The organism is Alteromonas gracilis (genome assembly GCF_043642145.1).
Classification (GTDB): Bacteria; Pseudomonadota; Gammaproteobacteria; order Enterobacterales; family Alteromonadaceae; genus Alteromonas; species Alteromonas gracilis_B.
On sequence record NZ_JBHZRZ010000009.1, the window covers coordinates 1 to 21,631 of the forward strand.

Annotated in this window: 17 protein-coding genes; 7 read left to right on the plus strand and 10 right to left on the minus strand. The window is 44.4% G+C overall.

What is annotated here, in order from left to right; all coding sequences use genetic code 11:
• The first annotated feature begins 252 nt into the window (after nucleotides 1-252).
• Nucleotides 253-1,401: an iron-containing alcohol dehydrogenase gene (locus ACHUFN_RS15415; protein WP_394223328.1), complete on the plus strand. Its 1,149-nt coding sequence runs from the start codon at nucleotides 253-255 to the stop codon at nucleotides 1,399-1,401.
• Here ACHUFN_RS15415 and ACHUFN_RS15420 read toward each other — a convergent pair.
• The 7 genes from ACHUFN_RS15420 to ACHUFN_RS15450 all read right to left on the minus strand — a co-directional run bounded on the left by ACHUFN_RS15420 (nucleotide 1,398) and on the right by ACHUFN_RS15450 (nucleotide 9,098).
• On the minus strand, nucleotides 1,398-2,165 hold the full coding sequence (locus ACHUFN_RS15420) for a 3-keto-disaccharide hydrolase (RefSeq protein ID WP_394223329.1): 768 nt from the start codon (nucleotides 2,163-2,165) through the stop codon (nucleotides 1,398-1,400). The two genes, ACHUFN_RS15415 and ACHUFN_RS15420, sit on opposite strands and share 4 nt — an antisense overlap.
• 146 nt (nucleotides 2,166-2,311) lie before the next feature.
• Complete coding sequence (locus ACHUFN_RS15425; protein ID WP_394223330.1) at nucleotides 2,312-2,929, minus strand: gluconate 2-dehydrogenase subunit 3 family protein; 618 nt, start codon at nucleotides 2,927-2,929, stop codon at nucleotides 2,312-2,314.
• Nucleotides 2,929-4,614, minus strand: coding sequence for a GMC oxidoreductase (locus ACHUFN_RS15430; protein ID WP_394223331.1), 1,686 nt, complete (start codon nucleotides 4,612-4,614; stop codon nucleotides 2,929-2,931). Before ACHUFN_RS15430 ends, ACHUFN_RS15425 begins: the two co-directional genes overlap by 1 nt.
• Nucleotides 4,615-4,658: 44 nt before the next feature.
• Nucleotides 4,659-5,540: a hydroxypyruvate isomerase family protein gene (locus tag ACHUFN_RS15435; protein ID WP_394223514.1), complete on the minus strand. Its 882-nt coding sequence runs from the start codon at nucleotides 5,538-5,540 to the stop codon at nucleotides 4,659-4,661.
• Between the two features lie 43 nt (nucleotides 5,541-5,583).
• A complete protein-coding gene (locus tag ACHUFN_RS15440) occupies nucleotides 5,584-6,813 on the minus strand; it encodes a nucleoside permease (RefSeq protein ID WP_394223332.1) in 1,230 nt (409 codons plus the stop codon).
• Nucleotides 6,814-6,839: 26 nt separating this feature from the next.
• Nucleotides 6,840-7,907, minus strand: coding sequence for a sugar phosphate isomerase/epimerase family protein (locus tag ACHUFN_RS15445; RefSeq protein WP_394223333.1), 1,068 nt, complete (start codon nucleotides 7,905-7,907; stop codon nucleotides 6,840-6,842).
• A gap of 36 nt (nucleotides 7,908-7,943) precedes the next feature.
• Nucleotides 7,944-9,098, minus strand: coding sequence for a Gfo/Idh/MocA family protein (locus ACHUFN_RS15450; RefSeq protein WP_394223334.1), 1,155 nt, complete (start codon nucleotides 9,096-9,098; stop codon nucleotides 7,944-7,946).
• Nucleotides 9,099-9,507: 409 nt separating this feature from the next.
• Here ACHUFN_RS15450 and ACHUFN_RS15455 point away from each other — a divergent pair, with 409 nt between their 5' ends.
• The 3 genes from ACHUFN_RS15455 (at nucleotide 9,508) to ACHUFN_RS15465 (ending at nucleotide 11,908) form a co-directional block, all read left to right on the plus strand.
• Complete coding sequence (locus ACHUFN_RS15455; RefSeq protein ID WP_394223335.1) at nucleotides 9,508-10,512, plus strand: LacI family DNA-binding transcriptional regulator; 1,005 nt, start codon at nucleotides 9,508-9,510, stop codon at nucleotides 10,510-10,512.
• Between the two features lie 53 nt (nucleotides 10,513-10,565).
• The gene (locus ACHUFN_RS15460; protein ID WP_394223336.1) at nucleotides 10,566-11,501 is read left to right on the plus strand and encodes a sugar phosphate isomerase/epimerase family protein; all 936 of its coding nucleotides are present in this window, start codon (nucleotides 10,566-10,568) and stop codon (nucleotides 11,499-11,501) included.
• Between the two features lie 83 nt (nucleotides 11,502-11,584).
• Entirely contained in the window at nucleotides 11,585-11,908 is a 324-nt protein-coding gene (locus ACHUFN_RS15465; RefSeq protein ID WP_014947959.1) for a DUF3392 family protein, read from the plus strand.
• Nucleotides 11,909-12,304: 396 nt separating this feature from the next.
• Here ACHUFN_RS15465 and ACHUFN_RS15470 read toward each other — a convergent pair whose 3' ends face one another.
• A complete protein-coding gene (locus ACHUFN_RS15470) occupies nucleotides 12,305-16,147 on the minus strand; it encodes a hybrid sensor histidine kinase/response regulator transcription factor (protein ID WP_394223337.1) in 3,843 nt (1,280 codons plus the stop codon).
• A gap of 72 nt (nucleotides 16,148-16,219) precedes the next feature.
• Here ACHUFN_RS15470 and ACHUFN_RS15475 point away from each other — a divergent pair, with 72 nt between their 5' ends.
• Nucleotides 16,220-16,372, plus strand: coding sequence for a hypothetical protein (locus tag ACHUFN_RS15475; RefSeq protein ID WP_394223338.1), 153 nt, complete (start codon nucleotides 16,220-16,222; stop codon nucleotides 16,370-16,372).
• Here the strand turns inward: ACHUFN_RS15475 and ACHUFN_RS15480 are convergent, their stop codons facing one another.
• Nucleotides 16,373-16,891 (minus strand): HAD family hydrolase, encoded by a 519-nt coding sequence (locus tag ACHUFN_RS15480; RefSeq protein ID WP_394223339.1) that lies wholly within the window; start codon nucleotides 16,889-16,891, stop codon nucleotides 16,373-16,375.
• Nucleotides 16,892-17,145: 254 nt separating this feature from the next.
• On the opposite strand from ACHUFN_RS15480, the gene ACHUFN_RS15485 reads away from it, so the two are divergent.
• Together ACHUFN_RS15485 and ACHUFN_RS15490 are read left to right on the plus strand one after the other, a co-directional pair.
• Nucleotides 17,146-18,039 carry a DMT family transporter gene (locus tag ACHUFN_RS15485; protein WP_394223340.1) on the plus strand — a complete coding sequence of 298 codons (894 nt, stop codon included), beginning with the start codon at nucleotides 17,146-17,148 and terminating at the stop codon, nucleotides 18,037-18,039.
• A gap of 155 nt (nucleotides 18,040-18,194) precedes the next feature.
• A complete protein-coding gene (locus ACHUFN_RS15490) occupies nucleotides 18,195-19,994 on the plus strand; it encodes a GGDEF domain-containing protein (protein ID WP_394223516.1) in 1,800 nt (599 codons plus the stop codon).
• Nucleotides 19,995-20,089: 95 nt separating this feature from the next.
• Here the strand turns inward: ACHUFN_RS15490 and ACHUFN_RS15495 are convergent, their stop codons facing one another.
• Nucleotides 20,090-21,631 carry a trehalase family glycosidase gene (locus ACHUFN_RS15495; protein ID WP_394223341.1) on the minus strand — a complete coding sequence of 514 codons (1,542 nt, stop codon included), beginning with the start codon at nucleotides 21,629-21,631 and terminating at the stop codon, nucleotides 20,090-20,092.

The window sequence follows — 21,631 nt, forward strand, 5'->3', positions numbered from 1 at the left end:
GAGGCTTGCTGTTTTGCTTTTCCCCCGAAGCGGATGCGCATTTTAGGGAAATGAGCGCTCACGTCAACACTTATTTTGAAAAAATCCTTATTTTTCGATCGTTTGCATAAACAATACACAATACGTTCATAAAAACTACTAATTACGCTTACTTTTAGCATTCTATAAGGTTAGATAATTGGAAAGTCTCATCGTGTACTATAAGTTTAAGTATCACTATTTGAATTTCTCATTGCCTTTGCGAGTGTTTATATGAAAGTTTCAGAATTCAAAACCGCTGGAAAACTCATAACGGGCCTTGGCGCTATTAAAGCCCTTGCTGATGAAATGGCACACCTGTCTATAACGGACTATGTCATAGTTACCGACAAAGGGGTGTCTTCTTCTGGTATTCTTGATCACGTGCTTTCACTCATTCCCTTCGCACCTTCGTTAGTTATTAATGACATTCCCCCTGAGCCCGAAGTAGAGGTTATAGAAGCTAAACTACGTTTACTTAAACAGAAGAATGTAAATGGGATAATTGCTCTTGGCGGAGGTAGCGCTATTGATAGTGCAAAGGTACTTGCCGCTACCTATGATCATGAAGGGTCAGTTAAAGCTCTATTTGGCGAAAATACGTTATCGCAGCGACAACTGCCTCTTATTGCTATTCCCACTACCGCAGGTACAGGCTCTGAAGTGACTAACATTGCTATTTTGTCTGATACTGAAGCTCAAATGAAGAAGGGTATTGTTAGTCATTGCCTTTTGCCTGATGTGGCTATTGTGGCACCTGAAATGACAAAAACCTGTCCATCGTCGATAACAGCTGCCAGCGGTATTGACGCATTCGTTCACGCATTAGAGGCTTATATAAGTGTAAATGCCAGCCCCATTACCGATGCGCTAGCAGAAAAGGCATTAAAGCTTATCTTTAATTCGCTAATACACGCGTACAACAACGGTGAGAATTTATCAGCCCGGGAGGATATGGCCACCGGCAGTTTAATGGCTGGGCTTGCATTTGGTAATGCTGGCGTAGGCGCAGTTCATGCTCTGGCTTATCCTTTAGGTGGACGCTTTCATTTATCGCACGGCATGAGTAACGCGGTGATGCTTCCTCATGTGTTAAACGTAAATGCACCGTTTTGCCAAGACAAACTTTATTGTGTAGCTAAGCTACTTAAGGTGTGCGAGCGTCACAACTCAAAAGAAGAGGCAATAGCACTGCTTTTAACAGCCGTGGAAAAGCTTTGCAGAGATGTAGGCATTCCTTCTTCACTCACCCACTTTAATATTCCGCCCTCTTGTGTAAGTGAATTAGCAGAAGAGGCGAGTAAAGTAACCCGCCTTCTTCGCAATAATCCCAAGCAATTAAGTATTGAAGAGATTGAGGATATCTACAGACTTGCTTTTTAAAGCGGTCTTACCCACATATTTTTAAAGCTTACTAGGTTGCCGTGGTCTTGTAATTGAAGCGGCGCACATCCGTGAGCTTTATACTTAGGCGCACCAATCCACTCTGTTGTGCCTTGGATCTCAGTATGGTTCTGAACCACAACACCGTTGTGAATAACGGTAACATAGCCTTTAGTTGCTAGCGCTTCACCATTAAAAGTAGGGGCTTTGTAAATAATGTCGTAGGTCTGCCACTCGCCGGGGGCCTTCATAGCATTAACCAACGGAATGGTTTGCTTGTATACACTTGCAGCCTGACCATTGGGATAGGTCTTGTTTTGATATGAGTCTAGTACCTGAATTTCGTATCGTTGCTGTAAGAAGATACCGCTGTTATTGCGCTGTTGTCCTTCCATACCCGCTTCAGGCTGTGGTGCTCTCCACTCAACGTGAAGCTGTACGTCACAAAACGCCTCGTTCGTTTTAATGTCGCCTGTGCCTGGCTTCACAGTAAGCACGCCGTCTTCAAGCGTCCATTTAGCGTCACCCTTTTTTACCGAGCTCCAGTTTGATAGGTCACTGCCAATTAATAGAGTAGCATCAGAGGGCACACCAGCATTATTAAAAGACACAACTTCAGGAACTGGTTCCCAAACTTCTGTTTTAGCTGCTTGCTGTTCGCGCGTTAAGCGTGATTCGCTTTTCTCAGTATCTGCATTGTTCGTAGCGCATGCACTAAGTGGCATAAGTAGCGCTACTGTAGAAGCAATGAGCGTTTTATTCATTGTGTCAGTACCTTTTCTAATCTGTTTCATCACTGTATTGCGTTTGGCTGTGTTGTGTTTTGCGTTTTGCGTTTTGCGTTTTGCTTTATTCGTACCAAGCTTTTTGTTCGCTAAGCATTTACGTTCTAAGCACTTATATACTGCGCTTATGTCGCCCACGCTTTGTCGCCCTTTTTATAAGGAAAGGCACCATCGTATCGACCGGGGATGGCAACGTATCGAAGCACCTTGGTTGCCCCTACTTGAGATGTGAAGAAGCAATACAATGTTAGCTGCTTTAATAAGGTAAAGTAGTGAGGCGTTGGCTCATCGGTACCCGGCTCCCATTGGCTAGGCTTACCGGTTTCAACACCCTGATAAACCCCGTTTGCAAGGTTCGCCGCCTTCGCTTCTACATCTAAGTCATTGAAAAGCGTTTCTCGTTCTTGTTGAGTCAACTGAATAAACTGTTTATTGAAGCGATCTTGACTCAATGAAGAGATTTTCTTTATGCCATCTAAAAAGGTTTTTTGAAGCAATGGTGTATAGCAATCGGTGACTAGCACAGCCATGGTCTCACCCACATTAGCGGCCTTTGCCCCTGGGGTGTCGGTTTGCGGAATAATGATCTCACCCATTTCGTTAAGCAAGGCTACGTCTTTTTCATTAAATAATGTGGCACTTAATGGCACTGAAGGAATGTCTCTGTAGGCGAGCACATTCCCTGCAAATAGCGCCGACCCCGTTGCTGTTGCAATAAGTTTAAGAAGTTCTCTGCGTTCCATTATAGATTTCCTCGCTTTAACTCTTCTACGGCAAAGTCTGCAGCTCTTGCTGTTAATGCCATATAAGTTAGTGACGGGTTAACGCAGCTTCCCGACGTCATCGCTGCGCCGTCTGTCACAAACACGTTTGGCGCATCCCACACTTGGTTGTGTGCGTTGAGTACCGAGGTTTTAGGATCTCGTCCCATACGTGCAGTACCCATTTCGTGAATACCCATTCCCGGGGCATAGTCGGCATCCCAACCCTGAACGTTTTTGAGCCCTGCCGCTTCAAACATGTCAACGGCATCTTGCTGCATGTCTTTACGCATCTTGAGCTCGTTTTCTTTAATCTCAACGTCCATAGCAAGTACTGGCAAGCCCCACTTGTCTTTCACTTTTTTGTTCAAATACACTTTGTTTTCGTGATAAGGCAGAATTTCACCGAAGGCTGTCATGCCGATGGTCCACGGACCCGGCTCTGTAATTGCGTCTTTAAGACCCGCACCTATACCAAGCTCTGCAATGTCTTTACGCCAACCTGAACGACTTGCACCACCTTGATATCCAAACCCACGTAAATAATCGCGTTTGTCGCTGCCCCAGTTTCTGAACCTTGGTACGTAAAAGCCGCTCGGTCTGCGACCGTAGGTGTATTTGTCGTCAAAGCCCTCAACCTCAGCAGATGCACCTACTCTAAAATGGTGGTCCATTACATTATGACCAAGCTCACCACTACTACTGCCCAAGCCGCCATCCCACACATCGGTGGCTGAGTTCATTAACACCCATGCCGAATTCAATGCCGATGCATTCACAAACACAATTTTGCTTTTGAAAACGTAAGTTTCGTTGGTTTGTGCGTCGATAATTTCCACACCCATTGCGCGCTTCTTGTCTTTATCGAACAAAATTTCTTTTACTATCGAGAAAGGACGAAGTGTTAGGTTTCCTGTTTTAACCGCTGCAGGAAGCGTAGAAGCTTGCGTACTAAAATAACCACCAAACGGACAGCCCAACCAACATTTGTTGCGATATTGGCAGTGAACACGCCCCTCTTCAGGTTTGCTTTGCGTCATGTTTGAGGTACGGCCATGCACCATGTGACGTGAACCTTCAAACGCTTTTTTCACCCGTGCCGCCACACTCTCTTCAACAATGTTCATAGGCATAGGCGGTTGATAAACGCCGTCGGGCAATACGTCTAAACCATCTAGGTTTCCACTGATCCCTGCAAATTTTTCAACATAGTCATACCAAGGTGCTAAGTCCTCATAGCGAATAGGCCAGTCGACAGCAATACCTTCTTTCGCGTTAGCTTCGAAATCTTCTTTATTCAGTCGGTAGCTCTGGCGGCCCCACAACAATGAACGTCCGCCAACGTGATAGCCCCTAAACCAGTCGAAGCGCTTGTCCTCAACATAAGGGTTCTCTTTTTCATTCGCCCACATGCCGTAGGTTTTTTCGTTAAGCGGGTAGTCGCGCTTAAGCACTGGATAGTCAACCTTCATTGCCTGTGTGGGTAAATCGCGATGTGGATAATCCCAGTCTTCTTTGTGCGCGTTTTTATAGTCTTTTATATGCTCAATATTTTGGCCACGCTCGAGCATAAGCACTTTTAAGCCCTTCTCGGTTAGCTCCTTTGCAGCCCAACCGCCACTGATACCAGATCCAATTACTATTGCATCATATTCGTTACTCGCCATAACACGTCCTTAAAACTTAATTCGTCGCTGTGCCTGTTCGCACGTTACACATCACAGATATGGATCGCTTGTTGTAGCGACGCTATTCTGTTGGCTTTGGTTTTCGGTGTGGGTATAAACTCTTGCGCTAAGTAGCCGTTGAATCCGGTCTGTACAATGGCTTTAGCAATGGCTTCATAGTTGAGTTCTTGTGAAGCATCTATTTCATGACGCCCAGGTACGCCGGCCGTGTGATAATGACCAAAGTACTGGTGGTTGTCGCGAATGGTTCGAATGATATCGCCCTCATTTATCTGCATGTGGTAGATATCGTAAAGTAGTGAGAAGTGTTTAGAGCCTAGACGTTTGCAAAGTTCTATGCCCCAAGCAGAGTTGTCGGCCATGTAATCGGGGTGGTCGACTTTACTGTTAAATAGCTCCATGAAAATCACAACATTGCGCTTTTCAGCATGGGGCAAAATACGCTTTAGCCCGTTAACCGCATTTTCTAAGCCTTCTTCTTGAGACATACCTCTGGCGTTTCCGCTAAAGCAAATAAGATTGGTATAGCCCGCATCTGCCACTAAATTGATGTGCTTGATATACCGCTCTTCTAGTTCATCGTGCAATTCGCTATGTATGAAACCGTCTTCGAGGCTAATTTCTGCGCCATTGCACATTGAAGAGTCGATGCCATATTGCTTGAGCACAGGCCAGTCTTCAGGGCCCACTAAATCGATAGCATTAAACCCGAGTTGTTTAACGGTTTGGCACAACTCTTCAATGCTTAAATCGCCGTAGGTCCATCGGCTTACAGAGTGATTTACATTGCCCTTAAGCGGCGCATTCGTCGAACGACTCCCTTTGGCATCGCCAGCAATTGTCGGCATTGCCATTGCTGAGCCTGCACTGGCTAGGCCCGTACTCACTATTCCGGTCATTGCCATGCTCTGCAGCAGCTTTCGGCGTGTTAAGTTATCTAGATGTTTACTATGCGTTGGCATCAACCTTCTCCTTTTTGAAAAGAGCGGTGAAAAGCACTAGTACAACAGCAGCGAATGCCGCTGGGAACAGCCAAATTTGCTGCCAGCCATGTGCGCCAGAATCTAGGGTATAAGAGTCGGTGATGGCCCCTGCTACCGCAAAACCCACCAGCATACCTACACCGTAAGTGGCTAACGTAATAAGCCCCTGCGCCGCACTTTTTATTGTGCTGCCCGCTTTGGCGTTAGTATAAATTTGGCCTGATACGAAGAAGAAGTCGTAACAAATACCGTGTAGCGCAATGCCAACAATTAGCATGAATAAGCCTTCATCAGCATTGCCATAGGCAAACAGTGTGTATCGAATAACCCATGCTGCCATACCAATAACTAAGGTGGCTTTAATGCCAAATCGGTTTAAAAATATCGGCAAGGCAAGCATAAAGAGAACTTCTGACACCTGCCCAAGGGTCATTTTACCCGTTGCGTTTTCAACGCCTATTTCAGTAAGAAACGGGTTCGCGTTTTGATAGTAAAACGCTAAAGGAATGCATATGAGTACCGACGATAAAAAGAAGACGAAAAAGTTTTTGTCTCTAAGCAGTGCTAGCGCATCTAAACCAAGAATGTCGCGCAGCGTTACAGCCTGCCCATTAGGCTGCGTTTTAGTTTGCGGCGGCGTGTTTGGTAACGTGAAGCTAAACACCCCCAACGCAAGCGAGGCTATGCTGCATAATAGAAAGGTGTTTTTGAGCATACCATCGGCAATAGATTGCGCAGAATCCCATGAAAAGACATAGCTAATCATAAGACCTGCCACAATCCAGCCGATAGTGCCCCACACACGAACTTTTCCAAACTCTTTTGAAGGGTCTTCCATTTGGCCGAACGCTACAGAGTTCACCAGTGCAAGCGTTGGCATGTAGGCAATCATGTAGGCCAACACATATGGATAGAAACTAGCAAAATCATTGGCCTGATACAGGTAATACATAAGTACTGCGCCAACAATATGTAATAAGCCGAGGATCTTTTCGGCATTAAAAAATCGGTCGGCAATAAGACCCACGATAAAGGGCGCGACTATGGCCCCCCAACTTTGGGTAGAAAAGGCCATACCTATTTGACCGCCATTGGCAGACAAGGTGTTCGACAAATAGGTGCCCAAGGTTACAAACCAGCCCCCCCAAATGAAGAACTGAAGAAACATCATTAAACTAAGGCGTAGGGTTATCATAGTTATTGTTATCCTATTAACGGCGCTTAGCGCTCAAGGCCTAGAATACGATTGTTTTTCGCTTCGCTTACGTCGCCGCCAGCAAAATCGTCGAATGCATATTTACTTGGCTCGATAATGTGAGAAGCGATGAACGGTGCGCCTTCTGCTGCACCTTGCGTACTGTCTTTTAGGCAACATTCCCACTCAAGCACTGCCCACCCGGTGAAACCGTACTGAGTCAGCTTGCTAAATATGCCTTTGAAATCGACCTGGCCGTCGCCCAATGAACGAAAACGTCCTGCGCGGTCTTGCCAGTCTTGGTAACCACCATACACACCGGTTCTTCCGTTAGGGTTAAATTCGGCGTCTTTAACATGGAACATTTTAATGCGGCTGTGGTATCGGTCGATGAAGTCGAGGTAATCAAGCTGCTGCAATACAAAGTGACTTGGGTCGAAAAGAATATTCGCCCGAGGGTGATTATCTACCGCTTTTAAAAACTGCTCGAATGAAGCGCCATCGTGTAGGTCTTCACCCGGATGAATTTCATAACATACGTCAACGCCTGCATCGTCGAATGCGTCGAGAATAGGTTTCCAACGCTTAGCCAGTTCTGCAAAGCCTTGCTCGACTAAACCAGCAGGACGCTGCGGCCATGGATAAACAAGGTGCCACATTAATGCGCCCGAAAAGGTAGCATGCGCTTTTAACCCTAAACGCTGGCTGGCAATAGCGGCACACTTCAATTGATTAATGGCCCATTCGGTTCGCGCTTGTGGCTTACCGTGTAAATGCGTGGGCGCAAAGTTGTCGAACAGCTCATCGTAAGCAGGGTGAACCGCCACTAGCTGACCTTGTAAGTGCGTAGATAGCTCGGTAATTTCCACGCCAGCGTCTTTACACAACTTAGCAATGTTGTCGCAGTACTCTTGGCTTTCAGCTGCTTTTTCTAAATCGAACAGGCTAGGATCGGTAGGTACTTGTATACCTTTATAACCCAGCGATGCTGCCCATTTTGCCATATTCTCAAGCGAGTCGAACGGCGCGTCTTTACCCATGAATTGAGCAAGAAAAATAGCAGGCCCTTTAATAGGTTGTTGATTATTCGCCATGTTTGCTCACCTCTTTCATTGTGTTTAGTAACCGCATTATTGCGCCCCTTCCTGACTTACCGACTCCCATTTGGTTTCACTGTCAGTGCTGGCTAACATGGCGTCGATAAATACCATGCCCCGCAAACCTGCATTAATTCCAGGTACGCCCTCGGCTTTGCCCTTTTGACCAGCGCGTATTGCTGTAGCGAAGTCGGTATATAAGTTTGCCATTGCTTCTAAATAGCCTTCTGGGTGACCTGCTGGAACGCGGCAGCGTGAAGAAGCCTCGTCGCACAGCCCTACTTGGCCTTGCCCGGCTCTAAAAACTTGGTAAGGAGCATCTATTGGGCGATAAATAACGGAGTTCGGTTCCATTTGACGCCATTCCAGCCCGCCTTTGTCGCCGTAAACGCGAATTTTCAGCGCATTTTCTTCACCGGCACAAACCTGAGAGGCAATCAGCACACCCGTCGCCCCTTTCTTGGTTTTAATAAGCGCGGCGCCATCGTCATCTAATCGACGCCCTTCAACGTGCGTGTTAAGTTCGCCACATAGTGAGGTAACGCTATCGTTTAATACAAACTCAACCAAGCCAAAGGCATGAGTACCAATATCGCCCATTGCACCCGTTGCGCCTGAAATGGCGGGGTCGGTGCGCCACTGGGCTTGCTTGTTATGTGTTTCTTCTTCGCCCGACAACCACCCTTGCGGATACTCAACATACACTTTTCGAATGTTGCCCAACATGCCGCTTTCAACCAAGTGGCGCGCTTGCCATACCATTGGGTAGCCAAGATACGTGTGAGCTAGCCCGTATAACGACTGGCTACCGTGAATGACATCTTGAAGTTCTTTCACTTCTGCAAAGCTTACGCCTGCTGGCTTTTCGCAAAAAACATGAAAGCCCGCTTTAATTGCAGCAACAGAAATAGGTACGTGAAGATGATTAGGCGTAACAACAACCACCACCTGCATGCGCTCTTGCTCTGGTAGCTTGGCTTCTTCATCTAGCATTGCCTGCCAACTACCGTATACGCGAGATGACGGCACATTTAACGATGCAGCCGTGCGTGAATTATTGTCTTCATTGCGGCTAAATGCGCCGCACACCAACTGGTAGTTCCCATCTAACCCTGCGGCATGACGATGAACGGCACCAATAAACGCGCCTTCTCCGCCTCCGATCATTCCCATTCGAATTGGTTGCATTGAAATTCCTCTGTGTGCAAACGCACTTTTGGTGTCACTGATTACTTTAAAAACGTACTCCAATAGACAAAATGTAACCCGTTACATTTTCATGGTCAACACAAAAGTAAGCATTTCGTTAATCTAACGTTTACAAAAGTTACACAAATACTTACTAAGCGGCCCTAAAACGACTATTTCACCGTACTCCACTCAGGAAAAACTCTTTCCATCGTTTACAAAATTTCTACAAATAATCTTTGACCTTCAAATGAAATTGCGTATTCTTTCAATTGAATGAAAACGGTTACATGAAATATTATCGATTCTGCATCACCGTTAAAGCCACAAGTTAAACTTCATGTTTAGGTAGAACGTTAGCGCGATGGGTTTACAATATGTGTGTCGACAACCAAATAACAAAAAGTAAATGGCAAATATAAGAGATGTAGCCGATAGCGCCGGTGTGTCGGTAGCTACGGTATCAAGAACATTACAGCAACCCGAGCGTGTTTCCCCGAAAACGCGAAACAAGGTGATGGCTGCCGTACAGGCTGTGGGGTACAAACCTAACTTAATGGCCGTTAAATTTCGTTCGGGAAAAACGCATAACTTGGTAGTGCTGGTTCCCACTGTAGCCAATGTGTTTTTTGCCCGAGTAATAAGCGGTATGCAGGAAGCGGCAGCAGAACTAGGCTATTCCATATTGCTTGCCAACACCCTTGGCAACAGTGAAATTGAAAGCCACTATGCAAAAATGGTAAGCACATCTCAGGCAGACGGGCTTATTCAGTTACGTGCGCACAACCCTTTTGATGCCTCGATGATTAACGATAATGGCTTACTTCCCATGGTGAATGCCTGTGAAGTTATTGACGATGGGCAATATCCGGTTGTGTCGCTAGATAACCGCGCGGCGGCAAAGGCCATGACAGAGCACCTGATTTCTTTAGGGCACACGCGCATTGCTATGATTAAAGGGCCGAACTCTAGCCCTCTTACCCAAGAGCGACTAGTAGGGTACAAAGACGCCCTAGCCGAGGCCAACATTACCTTTGATGAAAGCTTGCTGTTTCCTGGCGACTTCACTTTGCAAGCTGGATACAACGCAGGGGAAACCATCAGTCACCTTGAAAACAGGCCAACCGCCGTATTTTGTGAAAACGACGAAACGGCCATTGGTGCTATGCAAGCGTTTAAGCAGGCAAACTTACATATTCCCAACGACATATCGGTAGCAGGCTTCGATGATATTGCATTTTCGGCCTTTGTTGACCCACCGCTAACCACTATTGCCCAACCCGCAGAAGAGTTTGGCAGAACAGCGGTCACGCTACTGGTTGACTTACTTAATGGAAAAATTCGTAAGGCCCCAAAAGTCATTATGCCGTTTGAGCTGATTATGCGTGAAAGCACGGGCCAAGCCCGAGGCTAGATGAATAGGGCGAAGCACTATTATCCATATACCACGACCAAAAGGAGCAAGCAGTGAATTTAAGTAAAACACACTTAAGTAAACCGGCAGTAATAAACGCGGCCAACGACATTGATGCTGCCGTTTCAAGACGACAGTTCATTAAATATTCGTCGGGCTTACTGGCTGCAATGAGCGCTCCTGCTGTTTTGGCGCATAATCATAAGGCGGGTAATAGGAATACCATGACAAACCATGCTAGCCATGCTGTTGGCCTGCAGCTTTATACACTTAGAGACATCATGAAGGTAAGTGTTCCCGCCACGCTTAAATTAGTGGCCGATGTGGGTTACACAGAAATGGAGTTTGCAGGGTATTTTAGTCACAGTGCTAAAGAGATAAGACACTTACTTGATGAGAACGGCCTTACTGCCCCTTCTGCGCACATTATGCTAGATGAATTCGGCACTAACCTAACGCAAGTGTTAGATAACGCACAAACCGTAGGTCACAAATATTTAGTGGTGCCATGGCTTAGCGAAGCGCAGCGCGGAACAGGCATAGCCCCCTACCAAACCCTTGCGGACAAGCTAAATAAAATTGGTGAAGCGTGCAGTAAAGAAGGTATTACCCTTGCCTATCATAATCACGACTTTGAATTTGAAGTGCGCGACGGCCAAACACCATTAGACGTACTAATAACCCAGACCGACCCAAGCCTAGTTGCCATGGAGCTAGATTTGTACTGGACCGTTAAAGCGGGCAAAAACCCGGTTGATTACTTTAAGCAGTACCCAGGCCGCTTTAAGCTGTGGCACGTGAAAGATTTAGCCGAAGATGGCAGCTTTGCTGATGTGGGCAAAGGCACCATTAATTTTAAAGACATTTTTGCCCACGGTGAGCTGGCTGGTATTGAGCACAAATTTGTAGAACGCGACCACACCACCGACCGCATTGCCACCATTGAACAAGGCTATAAAGCCGTTAGCGCCCTTAATAGAAGCATATAGAATAAAAGCGCGAGCTAACGCTTTTATTCTTACCATGGTTATAATGGGCACACAGCAAAAACAATCATAATAGTAGTAATTTTATGAGTGAACTTTTCAGTGCCCTTTCTCGCGCATTAAGCCCCTATTACACCGAAATGAGCATTATGCTAATGGCCACTATTTTGGTGGTATACGGCGACCTAATTAACGGCCACGTAAAACGCATTTTGGCACCTTATCATTTCACTATTCGCGTAAGCCTTTTTGTGGTGCTATGTGCCTTTGGCTATGGCGCACTAACCCTGTACGGCGCACCGTTTTTGAAACACACCCTAGCCTACTTACCTTGGCAGTACCAAGGTGCAGGCTACGTGGCATCGTTTCTGTTGATTGGCTTTTTGGCTGAAAGGCGTAGGTATATTTAGTTCTTTCGGGAATACTTTCTTTTAAGTTCGGAAATGCTCATACGCTCATTGCTTCTTTTGAGCACAATTCCTTCATAGCTAAGGCTAACTTCGAAGTTGGCCATATTTGGGATAAACCGACCTTTTCGATTATTGGCAGTCTTATAAACTAAGTTTTTCATATACCCTCCAGTGACTTCTCAATTTTACGTTATCAGGCAAAAAATAGCCACTTTGGGAAGTCTGCCCTCTTGTCATCAAACACAGACAAATGTTTCTTTTTTCACATCACTAAAAGATGACACGCCCCTACACTTATATATCGCAAATCAGACATAATGTGGAACTTTTCGGAATAGCTCGGAAGCGCAACCGCGTATTCTTTTGTATTCGAAATATAATACTGCGCCAGATGAATCACGCTACATTTTTATTGTATTGCTCCACAAACTTCTTGGGCGGTAAAAGCATTACTTTTTTAAACGACGTAGAGAAATACGCCGCGGTGCCAAAACCTACATCTAAACAAGTATCTAAAATACTATTTCCTTCCAGTAGCAATGGAATTGACTTTTCGATTCTGAAGCGTGAAAGGAACTCGCTAAAGTTATACTCAAAAAGCTCTGACATTCTTCTGTTTAGACTTCTAGGGCTTATCAGCAATTCTGAAGCGGCCTGATTTCTACTAAATGATTCGTCGTGATAGTTCTTTTCCAGTACCGCAATAAAGTTTAGATAGAACGCCATATCCTTTTCATTATTAAACTCTGGAATTTTCAAACACCCGAATTTGAAGACTGGTTGATCGCTTCTCTGCTCTTCTTTCTCTTTTGCTTCTCTCACAGACAGTAAATGTTCAACTCGCAAAATGATTTCTTCATTAGACGCAGGCTTTGCTAGGAAGTAATCAACTTTCTCTTCCAATGCCGCTTTCTCTAATTCTGCTCCAGTTTTTGCAGTTAACATTAGAACAGGTATGTTTGCGTAACTTGTATTGCTTCGAATGGACTTTGTTAAGGTCAAACCATCCATCTCTTTCATCATTTGGTCTGTGATAACAAGATCTACTAAATAGTGCTGCATGACTTCTAAAGCCTGAACGCCGCTGCGAGCAACCAAGCAGCGATACTTATCTGAAAATAAATCGAAAAGGTGTGAGCGAAACTCTCTACTGTCATCAACGATTAGAAGTGACTTTTTGTTCGTCTTTACATTGGATGGAGACAAATCTTCCGCATGAGAGTTAACATAATCAATGTCGTCGATGGGTAAAGTGACGGTAATCTTTGTTCCCACGCCTTTTTTACTGTCTAAAACAATGTTTCCCTGATTCAACTCTACCAATGTTTTTACCATCGCTAGGCCCACACCACTGCCTTCTTGATCTGTATTTCCTCTAGCAAATCGCTCAAACACTTTGCTATGTAAATGATCTTCAATACCCTCACCATCGTCACTAACTACAATTTTTAGTACTTTGGCATCTTGCGTAGCAGCGACCTTAATTGTTCCTTGTTCCGGTGTGAATTTAATTGCATTTTGAACCAAGTTAGCCAAGATTTTTTCAAGACTGTCGTTGATAAGAGATACTTCTTTCTTTCCCTTAATTCTTACTTCTAGGTTCTGTCTCTTTTGCTTCGCCAAGGGTTCAAGCGATAAGGCGATAAATTTCACGTTTTCTAGTGAGTAAGACTTATAGTAATCCGCAGCATCAACTGTCTTCGGAACTCCGTCACTCATTTGGTTAATCAACTGCTCAACCCTTTTCATGTTGTTCTGAACACAAATTAACTCCTTGCTGCTTTCTTTAGCTGAATCTGAAATGTTTTCTAACGAGCCTTTTATCACTTGTATAGGAGTTCGAAGCTCATGGGTAATCTCACTGATAAATCGCTCTTTGCTACGCAGCATTTTTTCGAATTTAGATTGTCCATCTGTAATTTCGTATCGGGTAAGGTGTTTGTACAGGGTTGTTGTTTTGAAGTGCCCATAGACCTTACTTATAAAGCCTATTTTCCACAAACAAATAAATACAGCTGTTAGAAGAGTGTAAATAGTATAGCCAGTATAAGAAGCCCAAATAGGAGGGGCTATTTCAAATTGTATGGTGGAACCTAACTCACTACCATTTGGCGCAACAACAGTTACATCAAGTTTATGGTGGCCAACGCCAATATCACCTAAAGTGAGGTTCAGCGCAGTTTTATTATGAGAAACCCATGCATCATCGTCTAATCGAAACTTAAATCCACTGCTTTCATCGTATGTAGTGCTGACAACGAAGTTAAATGTTACTTCTTTGAAGCTACTATCGAACTTGAAGCTAGAAGTCTTGGGAAAATAACCTGTATGCTGACCTTCATCATCAATCCACTGCACACGGGTCAGCACTGCGGCCCCTCCTTCAATTGCGGTAGCTTCTAAATTCCCTAAGATTTCTTTTTCATCAAGCAAATAACTGTACTTGTCTCCTTTAACTAGAATTTTGTCAGTAAGCTCTTCAAAACTCTTATACTCGAAATCAGTGTCAAAGAGACCAAATTTGGCCCCTACAATAGATGCCTTTTCATAGTCAGAGTGTTTTATGAAAAGCCCCATATTTGATGCAACCCAAAGGCTTCCGCTTTTAGTGACGATGGCCCCTCTAATAAACCGTAATTTCTCTACGCCTAAAATAGTTGATGTACTTACTGATCCAGTTTTTTTGTCAATAGATTTTAAACCTGCCCCGGAAGTACAAACCAAATAACTTTCTTCAAACTCTACTAAACACTGAATTCCAAACCACTTGCCTTCTTCAGCCTTAATTGTGCGCCAATTAAACTTAGATAATTGAAAATGGACGTTGTCGAACACATCAAAAGCTGCTATCTCGCCTCCACTTAAGAGCGAGCCACCTAGAATCTGTCTTGGCGCTTCAATCTTGTCTAGAATAGTATTGTCTGCTATCAAATAGTAGCTAGCACTTTCACCGTCATCGTAATAGAAGTAGAAGGTATCTGTGTTGACTTCGATATAATGCGCATATTCAGTATTGCAAATAAGATCGGGTTCAACATTAATAAGCTTTGAAAATACTTCCTCCTGCCACGTGCTGCAATATGCTCCGTCTTGTGTCTTTTTTGTCTTTACTGTCAACTCACCGTTACTTTCATTTAACTGATATAAACCTTTGTCTGTTCGAACTAGAGTACCTGCCTCAGCGATAGACATTTTTAGTATATTTTCTCTTAACACGCCACCATCTAATGACACCAAGTTAGTTGCAGATTTTGATTTGGGTAAAGAAATCAATCCTAGTTGAGAGGAAGCAACTAGAAGCGAGTTGTAGGGGCCTGCCGCTATTTTTGTTACGGATCTGATAGCTTCAGATGCCAATATCGGATTCATGAAAGATGGTGCCTTTAACTCACCCTCATCTAGAACTAATAGACGACCGTCAGAAAGCCAAATTTTTCCATCTACGTTTTTTACAACATCATGGATAAATGTACCTTGAGTACCTTCGGTTGGAATAAAGCGAACGCTGTCACCTTTTATGTATAAACCTTCGGGGCCCCCAAGAAACAATTCGCCGTCGCTCTCTTTAATGAGAGTTACACTAGACAACATTGGAAATTTGCTGCTTAGTTTGTTCTCTTCTAGTTCGGCTAGATTGCCAGACACTGAAACGTAACCTTTATCAGAGGCAATGTAGATATTGCCCAAGGACTCAGAAAGTGAATAAACGCTGTTTAGCTTAAAAGTCTGAACTAAGGTATTCAATCTCGTCGATCTACCAGTTTTTCTATCAACGACGATCACGTCGTCTATTATTGAAAAGAAAAAATGTGTTGGTGTCACCGCCATGGCCCAGACAGATTTTGACCAGTCTGAGTCACTGTAAACCTGATTGGTTTCCCTAGTTCCCAAATTAACTTTAAAAACACCAACGCCGTATTCGACTACCCATAAACACTCATCACCCAAATCGATATCAGAAATTATCCCTGTAGCATCACTAAATGAATTAAACTCTAGCTTCTCTGCTTCATTTCCAACTACCTCAAACACACCATTTTCAGCCGCAACATAAACGACCTTATCTAATACTTCTAAGTCTCTAATTACGCCTGAAGGGATACCATCAAACGAAGTTTTTCCTTCTAAATTAATTCCAACTGCTTGGCTCAATTTTGGAATAATTAATAGACAAAATATGAAAATAGAGACACACGAATAGAATTTTCGCTGCCATTGGTAACGTGACCCAGTAAACATGCAATACTTCCCTGTTTAACTATTACTGTTGAAATGCTCATGAGAGCTTAAGATTCAAATAAAGGAGTGCCAATGAATATCGGACAAAAAACAAACATGCAAGAGCTGACTGAGGAAGAGTATACTAAAGTATATGGTGGAGCAGACATTTTTGAGCCTGCAGATGACCTCTATTTCATTTTGCCTGTTGACCCATTTAAGCCCAAGAAACCAGATATAAAATAGCTAAACCAAAAACCACTTCATCCCAGCATTTTCGGCGGCTTGCTGATCATAAATAAAGTCGCCTACATACAGGCAGTCTTCAGGCTGAAGCTGCCATGTGTTCGCCACCATTAACAAGGCTGTTGGGTCGGGTTTGGCTGGGGCATCTTCGCGGGTTAGCACGTAATTAATAGGTATGCTGTTATTAGCTACTTTAATAGCGGTTGCTTGGCGGCAGTTGCGAGTAACTATTGCCATGGGTAAGTTGTGCGCTTGCACTTTTTCTACCATGGCTTTTCCTATGGGTAACCATTTGGCGTTTTCGGCATCGTCTAGTTCGTGCTGCAAAATGGCGCGGTGGGCATTGGCTTTGGTTTCGGAGCACGCAATGGCATCTACAAAGGTAAGAATATCTTCGTTTTGTGGGCAGCCTACGTCGGCGCGCATTTTCGTGAAGTTAAGGCTCGACTCTACTAAGGTACCGTCTAAATCGAATATTACACCTTTAACGCCTGTTAAATTCATTTGGTTAATGCTCACGCCTTGTTAGTCCTTTTTTGCTGAAACGAATAGTGCGGTTGTCGCCTTGGTTTAACTAAGTTTTCCATGGCGCTTATAACTACTTACTTTATATTGCCACGATTACCCCTTGCCTACCGTTACGTTTACTTAAGGCTTTGAAGTTTTAGCTAAAAGGCACTTCAATTATTTAAGTTTACCCTAACCTTACCTTGCATTAGCATAGCCGCTCTTTTTTATACGTGTCTTTTCGTTCTTCTGTTTTAAGGTGAATTATGGGTGTTTTTGCTGCGCTAGGTACGGCGCTTTGTTGGGCCATAGCTGCACGTCTTTTTAAAGGCACAGGCAACGCCTTTTCACCGCTTACCATGAATTTCTGGAAGGGCTTAATCTCTATCGCTATTTTGGCGGTGGTGCTATTGGTGATTCAACCAACTGGGCTTAGCACTAACGCGGTTTTATGGTTATTACTTAGCGGGCTTATTGGTATAGGCATTGGCGACACCTGCTTTTTTAAAGCCCTGCAAAGCATTGGCGACAGCCAAGCCGTGCTAGTGGCCGAAACCCTTGCCCCGCTTTTTACTGCCCTTTTTGCAATGGCGTTTATTGGCGAATGGATTACCTGGCAACAATGGATTGGTGTTGCTGTAGTGCTATTTTCTGTTGATATGGTGATTAAAGCGCGTAAACGCAGTACTACTCATGTGTTTGCTACCAGCGGATACTTGTTTGGCGTAGGTGCCGCGCTGTGTCAGGCCGTAGGGGCCGTGGTTAGTCGCGATATTCTAAGTGCAGGCGACATTGATGCAGCCAGTGCGGCATTTTTACGATTAGTAGGCGGTATGTTTTTTGTGGTGCCTTTTATTGCCATAACGAAAACGCGCTACATGCCGGCTATCGACAAAGGAAGCGATAACGCAAAGCGCGTGTGGCCCGCTTTTGTTCTAGCTACATTGCTTGGCACCACTGCCGCTATATACCTACAAATGTTTGCGTTCGCCTACGCTAAAGCTGCGGTTGTTCAAACGCTAATTGCCACCAGTGCGTTAATGTCGTTAGGTGTTGCTTGGGTACTTGGCGAACGTGCCACAAAGGCCACTATTGTGTGGTCTGCCGTTGCCTTAGTTGGCGTAGCTATTTTGGTAAGCTTCGGTACGCCTGCCCATTAATAGCGCTCTGCTGGAGGCCCTAAAACAGTTGAAGCCTGTGCTATTTTTCACTTTAAAAGGCAATAATGCGCAAAAAGCGATAACTTTCGGTTGCTATAGTGGTAGTTCGCGTACCAAATCGATATTATGAAGAAAAAATAAAAATGTTGTTTCTCATGTTTCACAGGTTGCCGTTAACAGTATTTTCTTTTTTAAGCCTTATGTTGGTGCCATTCACTGCACTTGCTAACAACGCCATAGATGCGGTTATCGAGAAAGTACGCACACCTTCTTACGACTGCCCTAGCCAAGCCTTACTGCCTGAACTTGAAAGCGCTTTAGCGCTAGATTCTATCACCTCTCAGCAGCGCTTTGCGTTAATCGCCGCCAAAAGCCAGTTTTTAATTTGCCGCGGTAAATACGAAGAAGCAGAGAACATGCTGCTAAAAGCCATTATGCAAAACGATATTGATGAAAGTTCGTATGCGTTTGCCTCGGCTATTTATCAAATTGGCTTTTCATACGACGCCAGAGAAAACCCAGCGCGTTGTAAATACTACCAACAAGCTCAAGACTTATCGTCTCCTGAACGTCACAGCGATATTTTTACCAGTGCGTCATTGGGCCTTATTAGCTATTGCTCGGAATCTACCTCACCTGAAATTAGGCTAGGCAAAATGTTTGGCGTGCTAAAACGTTACTCTGGTAACGGAAGCCCAGGTGAATTAGCCCACATTCATAACTCTATTGGCCTTCTTTATGGCGATTTAGAGCAACATGCACTTGCCGCTGAACAGTATTTAAAAGCGCACGAAATGGGGCTTCAAGTATATGAAGGCAGTAATAAGGTAAGCATTATTATTAGCGCCATTGTGTCGCTGTTGAGTAGCGGGCAAATAGACCGCGCCTATCAAAGCATTTTGGAGCTGAGCGCACTGAACAATGAAATAGACACGCCACTTACCAACTTTTTGTATCAATATGCGCTGTCTATTTATTATCGAAAAACACAAGATTACAACAGCTTGGCCTATTCTCTTCCCGATTTAGAAGAAGCCACTGCGAATATTTCTAGTTCACTAGGAAAGCTACTGGTCGACTGGCATAAGGCAGAAATTTGTCTGCACAAGAACGACTTAAATTGTATTAAGCAGTACTTATCGCGTGTACAGTCAATGAGTGACGACACCATACCTCGAGTGTTCAAGTCGAACTTAGACTACTTAAGCTTTAACGTGTCGATGTACATTGCCTTGGAAGATTTGGACAGCGCGCAAATAGCACATAACACTTACTCAAAGGAAGTGACAAAGCGACGAGAACAAACCCAAGATTCTTCGCTAATTATCGGTGCAGCCAACCTTTATACGCGCATTTACGACTTGGAATCTGCTATAGAGCAGGCTGAAGTGCGCCGCCAAAATACGCTATATACAGCCGTTATTATCTTTGTGTTACTTAGCAGCATTACTGGCTATGTACTACGAAGAAAGCATTTAGCGCGTAAAGCTATAGACCCTGTAACCCAGCTGCTTAATGCAAACTCAGCCATTGCGCGCATAAACAAGCTTGACGCGCCGAAAAAAGGCAGGGCCATCGCTATTGCTATATTCGACATTAGCAACCTGCGTGAAATTACGCGAAAAATGGGGTCGACCAAGGGCGATGCCGTGCTAAGGAAAATGGCGCAAACCCTTCAAAACGTTACTCGCGGTAATGATATTTTAGGAAGATTTGGCACCGAGCAGTTTATTTTATGCCTTCATAACATTGAGGAAAGAAGTGCGCGTCAGTTTTTCGATAGAGTGCAAAATGCCCTTGATAACACGTTTGAAAACAATGTGAATAACAACCACATTGTGGTTGAGTCGCAGATGAGCGTATTTATTGCCAACGAGAAAATTACAGGCCTAAACGACATACTCGACGATATTGCAATGTCGATTGATATGGGTAACCGCGCTAACGATAAGTAGCGTGTAAAAAGTAAAAACGCGGCATTTTTATAGTGTGGTTTCAATAAGAAAACCATAAAAATGCCGCGCTTTTGGTTGTAATAAAGCGGTTTTACTTATTGATTCAAGTAAGCTTGAAAACGAGTATAAACGCCGTTTGTCCAACCAAAACCAAGCTGAACATCGTACTCGCCACCGCCCGCTTTTATGTTTGGTTCAACTACATTGTATTTTTCTAGCAGCACGTTGCTCGTAGCAAAATGCGCTTCAATGGTTTTGCAAAAACGCAGCATAATTGTTTTTGCCTGCATTTCGAAACCGTAGTTACGCAGCCCCTCTACCGCAAATAACTGAAGAGGCGCCCAGCCATTTGGTGCATCCCACTGTTGTGAAGTCGTGTTCAATGTTGTTACTACTCCCCCTTCTTTAAGCAAACTATTCATTACTGTTGTGCGCACAAGGTTGGCCTGTTCGCTACTTGCAATGTTTACGAACAAAGGCACACACATAGCCGCCGACACTACATCAGTTCGGCGTTGGCTTTCAAAGTGGTAGTCGAAATATCCCGCTTGTTCACTGCTAAATAAGTAGGTGTTAATAGCGTGAATACGTGTTTTCGCCGCATCGCTATAGAAGGCTTGCTCTGTACGTTCCGTTTCACTTGCAAGGGTTTGCTCAAGCGTAACCAATAGTGCATTTAAATCGACGGGTATAATTTCCGTTGTGCGAATACTTGCCAAGGCATCTGGGTTAGCAAGCCAGCGTGAACTAAAGTCCCAGCCCGACTCACACGCCGCACGAACATGCTGGTAGAACTTTGTTTTGTCTGCGCCAATGTGCTCTGCCGTTTCAATATCTTCACGGTACGACTCAGGGCGTGGCGTAGGTTCAGTATCGAAATAGCGATTTAACACCGCGCCGCAAGGCATGGTTACTGTACGCAGCTGTGCATTACACGCCGTGTTTTCAGTGCCATCCAAAAGCGGTGCTTGTTCCGCTTTATGCATCCAAAACTGATATTCTTTTTTCAAACCTGCAATCACGTAGCTTTTTTGCTTATCGCTTAATGCGTCTTTAAGCAGGTTATAGAAAAGCGCCAAAATAGGTGGCTGGCTACGCGAATAATAGTAAGCGCGGTTTCCGTTAGGAATACAGCCAACCTCATTTAAGATATCGACGAAGTTCACCAACATATTTATTGCCATGTCGGTACGCCCTGCATCAATTAAACCCAGCGCAGTAAAGTAGCTGTCCCAGTAATAAATTTCACGAAAGCGCCCACCCGGCACTATGTAAGGGCGACTTAAAGCAATTAAGCTGTCTTGCTGTTGGGTGTCTGGTGTTCTCGTTAACACCTGCCACATATGCTCAATATAGTCTGCAACATTGGTAAACGTGGTTTGTGTTGTTGCGCTGATCATTTCTGGAATATGAAAATGCGCATTAACAAACGCGGCAAGATCTACAGCTTCACCGCTTTTTTCAGCCTTCAAGCGCACGCTATCGTAGGCGGCTAATACGGTTTCAAGATTGGTTTTCACTATCGCATCGGCAAAGGTTTTACTGTCTGGAAACAGTTGAGCCATTTGTACATGTTTGAAAAGGTCGCTGGCAAAGAACGACAAGCTGTCTCGCCAGTTGTGTGAAGATGAACTCAT

Bases quoted from the DNA above. Each gene is read 5' to 3' on its own strand.
- ACHUFN_RS15415 (WP_394223328.1), top strand. From the start codon at position 253: ATGAAAGTTTCAGAATTCAAAACCGCTGGAAAACTCATAACGGGCCTT.
- ACHUFN_RS15420 (WP_394223329.1), bottom strand. From the start codon at position 2,165: ATGAATAAAACGCTCATTGCTTCTACAGTAGCGCTACTTATGCCACTT.
- ACHUFN_RS15425 (WP_394223330.1), bottom strand. From the start codon at position 2,929: ATGGAACGCAGAGAACTTCTTAAACTTATTGCAACAGCAACGGGGTCG.
- ACHUFN_RS15430 (WP_394223331.1), bottom strand. From the start codon at position 4,614: ATGGCGAGTAACGAATATGATGCAATAGTAATTGGATCTGGTATCAGT.
- ACHUFN_RS15435 (WP_394223514.1), bottom strand. From the start codon at position 5,540: ATGGCAATGACCGGAATAGTGAGTACGGGCCTAGCCAGTGCAGGCTCA.
- ACHUFN_RS15440 (WP_394223332.1), bottom strand. From the start codon at position 6,813: ATGATAACCCTACGCCTTAGTTTAATGATGTTTCTTCAGTTCTTCATT.
- ACHUFN_RS15445 (WP_394223333.1), bottom strand. From the start codon at position 7,907: ATGGCGAATAATCAACAACCTATTAAAGGGCCTGCTATTTTTCTTGCT.
- ACHUFN_RS15450 (WP_394223334.1), bottom strand. From the start codon at position 9,098: ATGCAACCAATTCGAATGGGAATGATCGGAGGCGGAGAAGGCGCGTTT.
- ACHUFN_RS15455 (WP_394223335.1), top strand. From the start codon at position 9,508: ATGGCAAATATAAGAGATGTAGCCGATAGCGCCGGTGTGTCGGTAGCT.
- ACHUFN_RS15465 (WP_014947959.1), top strand. From the start codon at position 11,585: ATGAGTGAACTTTTCAGTGCCCTTTCTCGCGCATTAAGCCCCTATTAC.
- ACHUFN_RS15470 (WP_394223337.1), bottom strand. From the start codon at position 16,147: ATGTTTACTGGGTCACGTTACCAATGGCAGCGAAAATTCTATTCGTGT.
- ACHUFN_RS15475 (WP_394223338.1), top strand. From the start codon at position 16,220: ATGAATATCGGACAAAAAACAAACATGCAAGAGCTGACTGAGGAAGAG.
- ACHUFN_RS15485 (WP_394223340.1), top strand. From the start codon at position 17,146: ATGGGTGTTTTTGCTGCGCTAGGTACGGCGCTTTGTTGGGCCATAGCT.
- ACHUFN_RS15490 (WP_394223516.1), top strand. From the start codon at position 18,195: ATGTTTCACAGGTTGCCGTTAACAGTATTTTCTTTTTTAAGCCTTATG.
- ACHUFN_RS15495 (WP_394223341.1), bottom strand. From the start codon at position 21,631: ATGAGTTCATCTTCACACAACTGGCGAGACAGCTTGTCGTTCTTTGCC.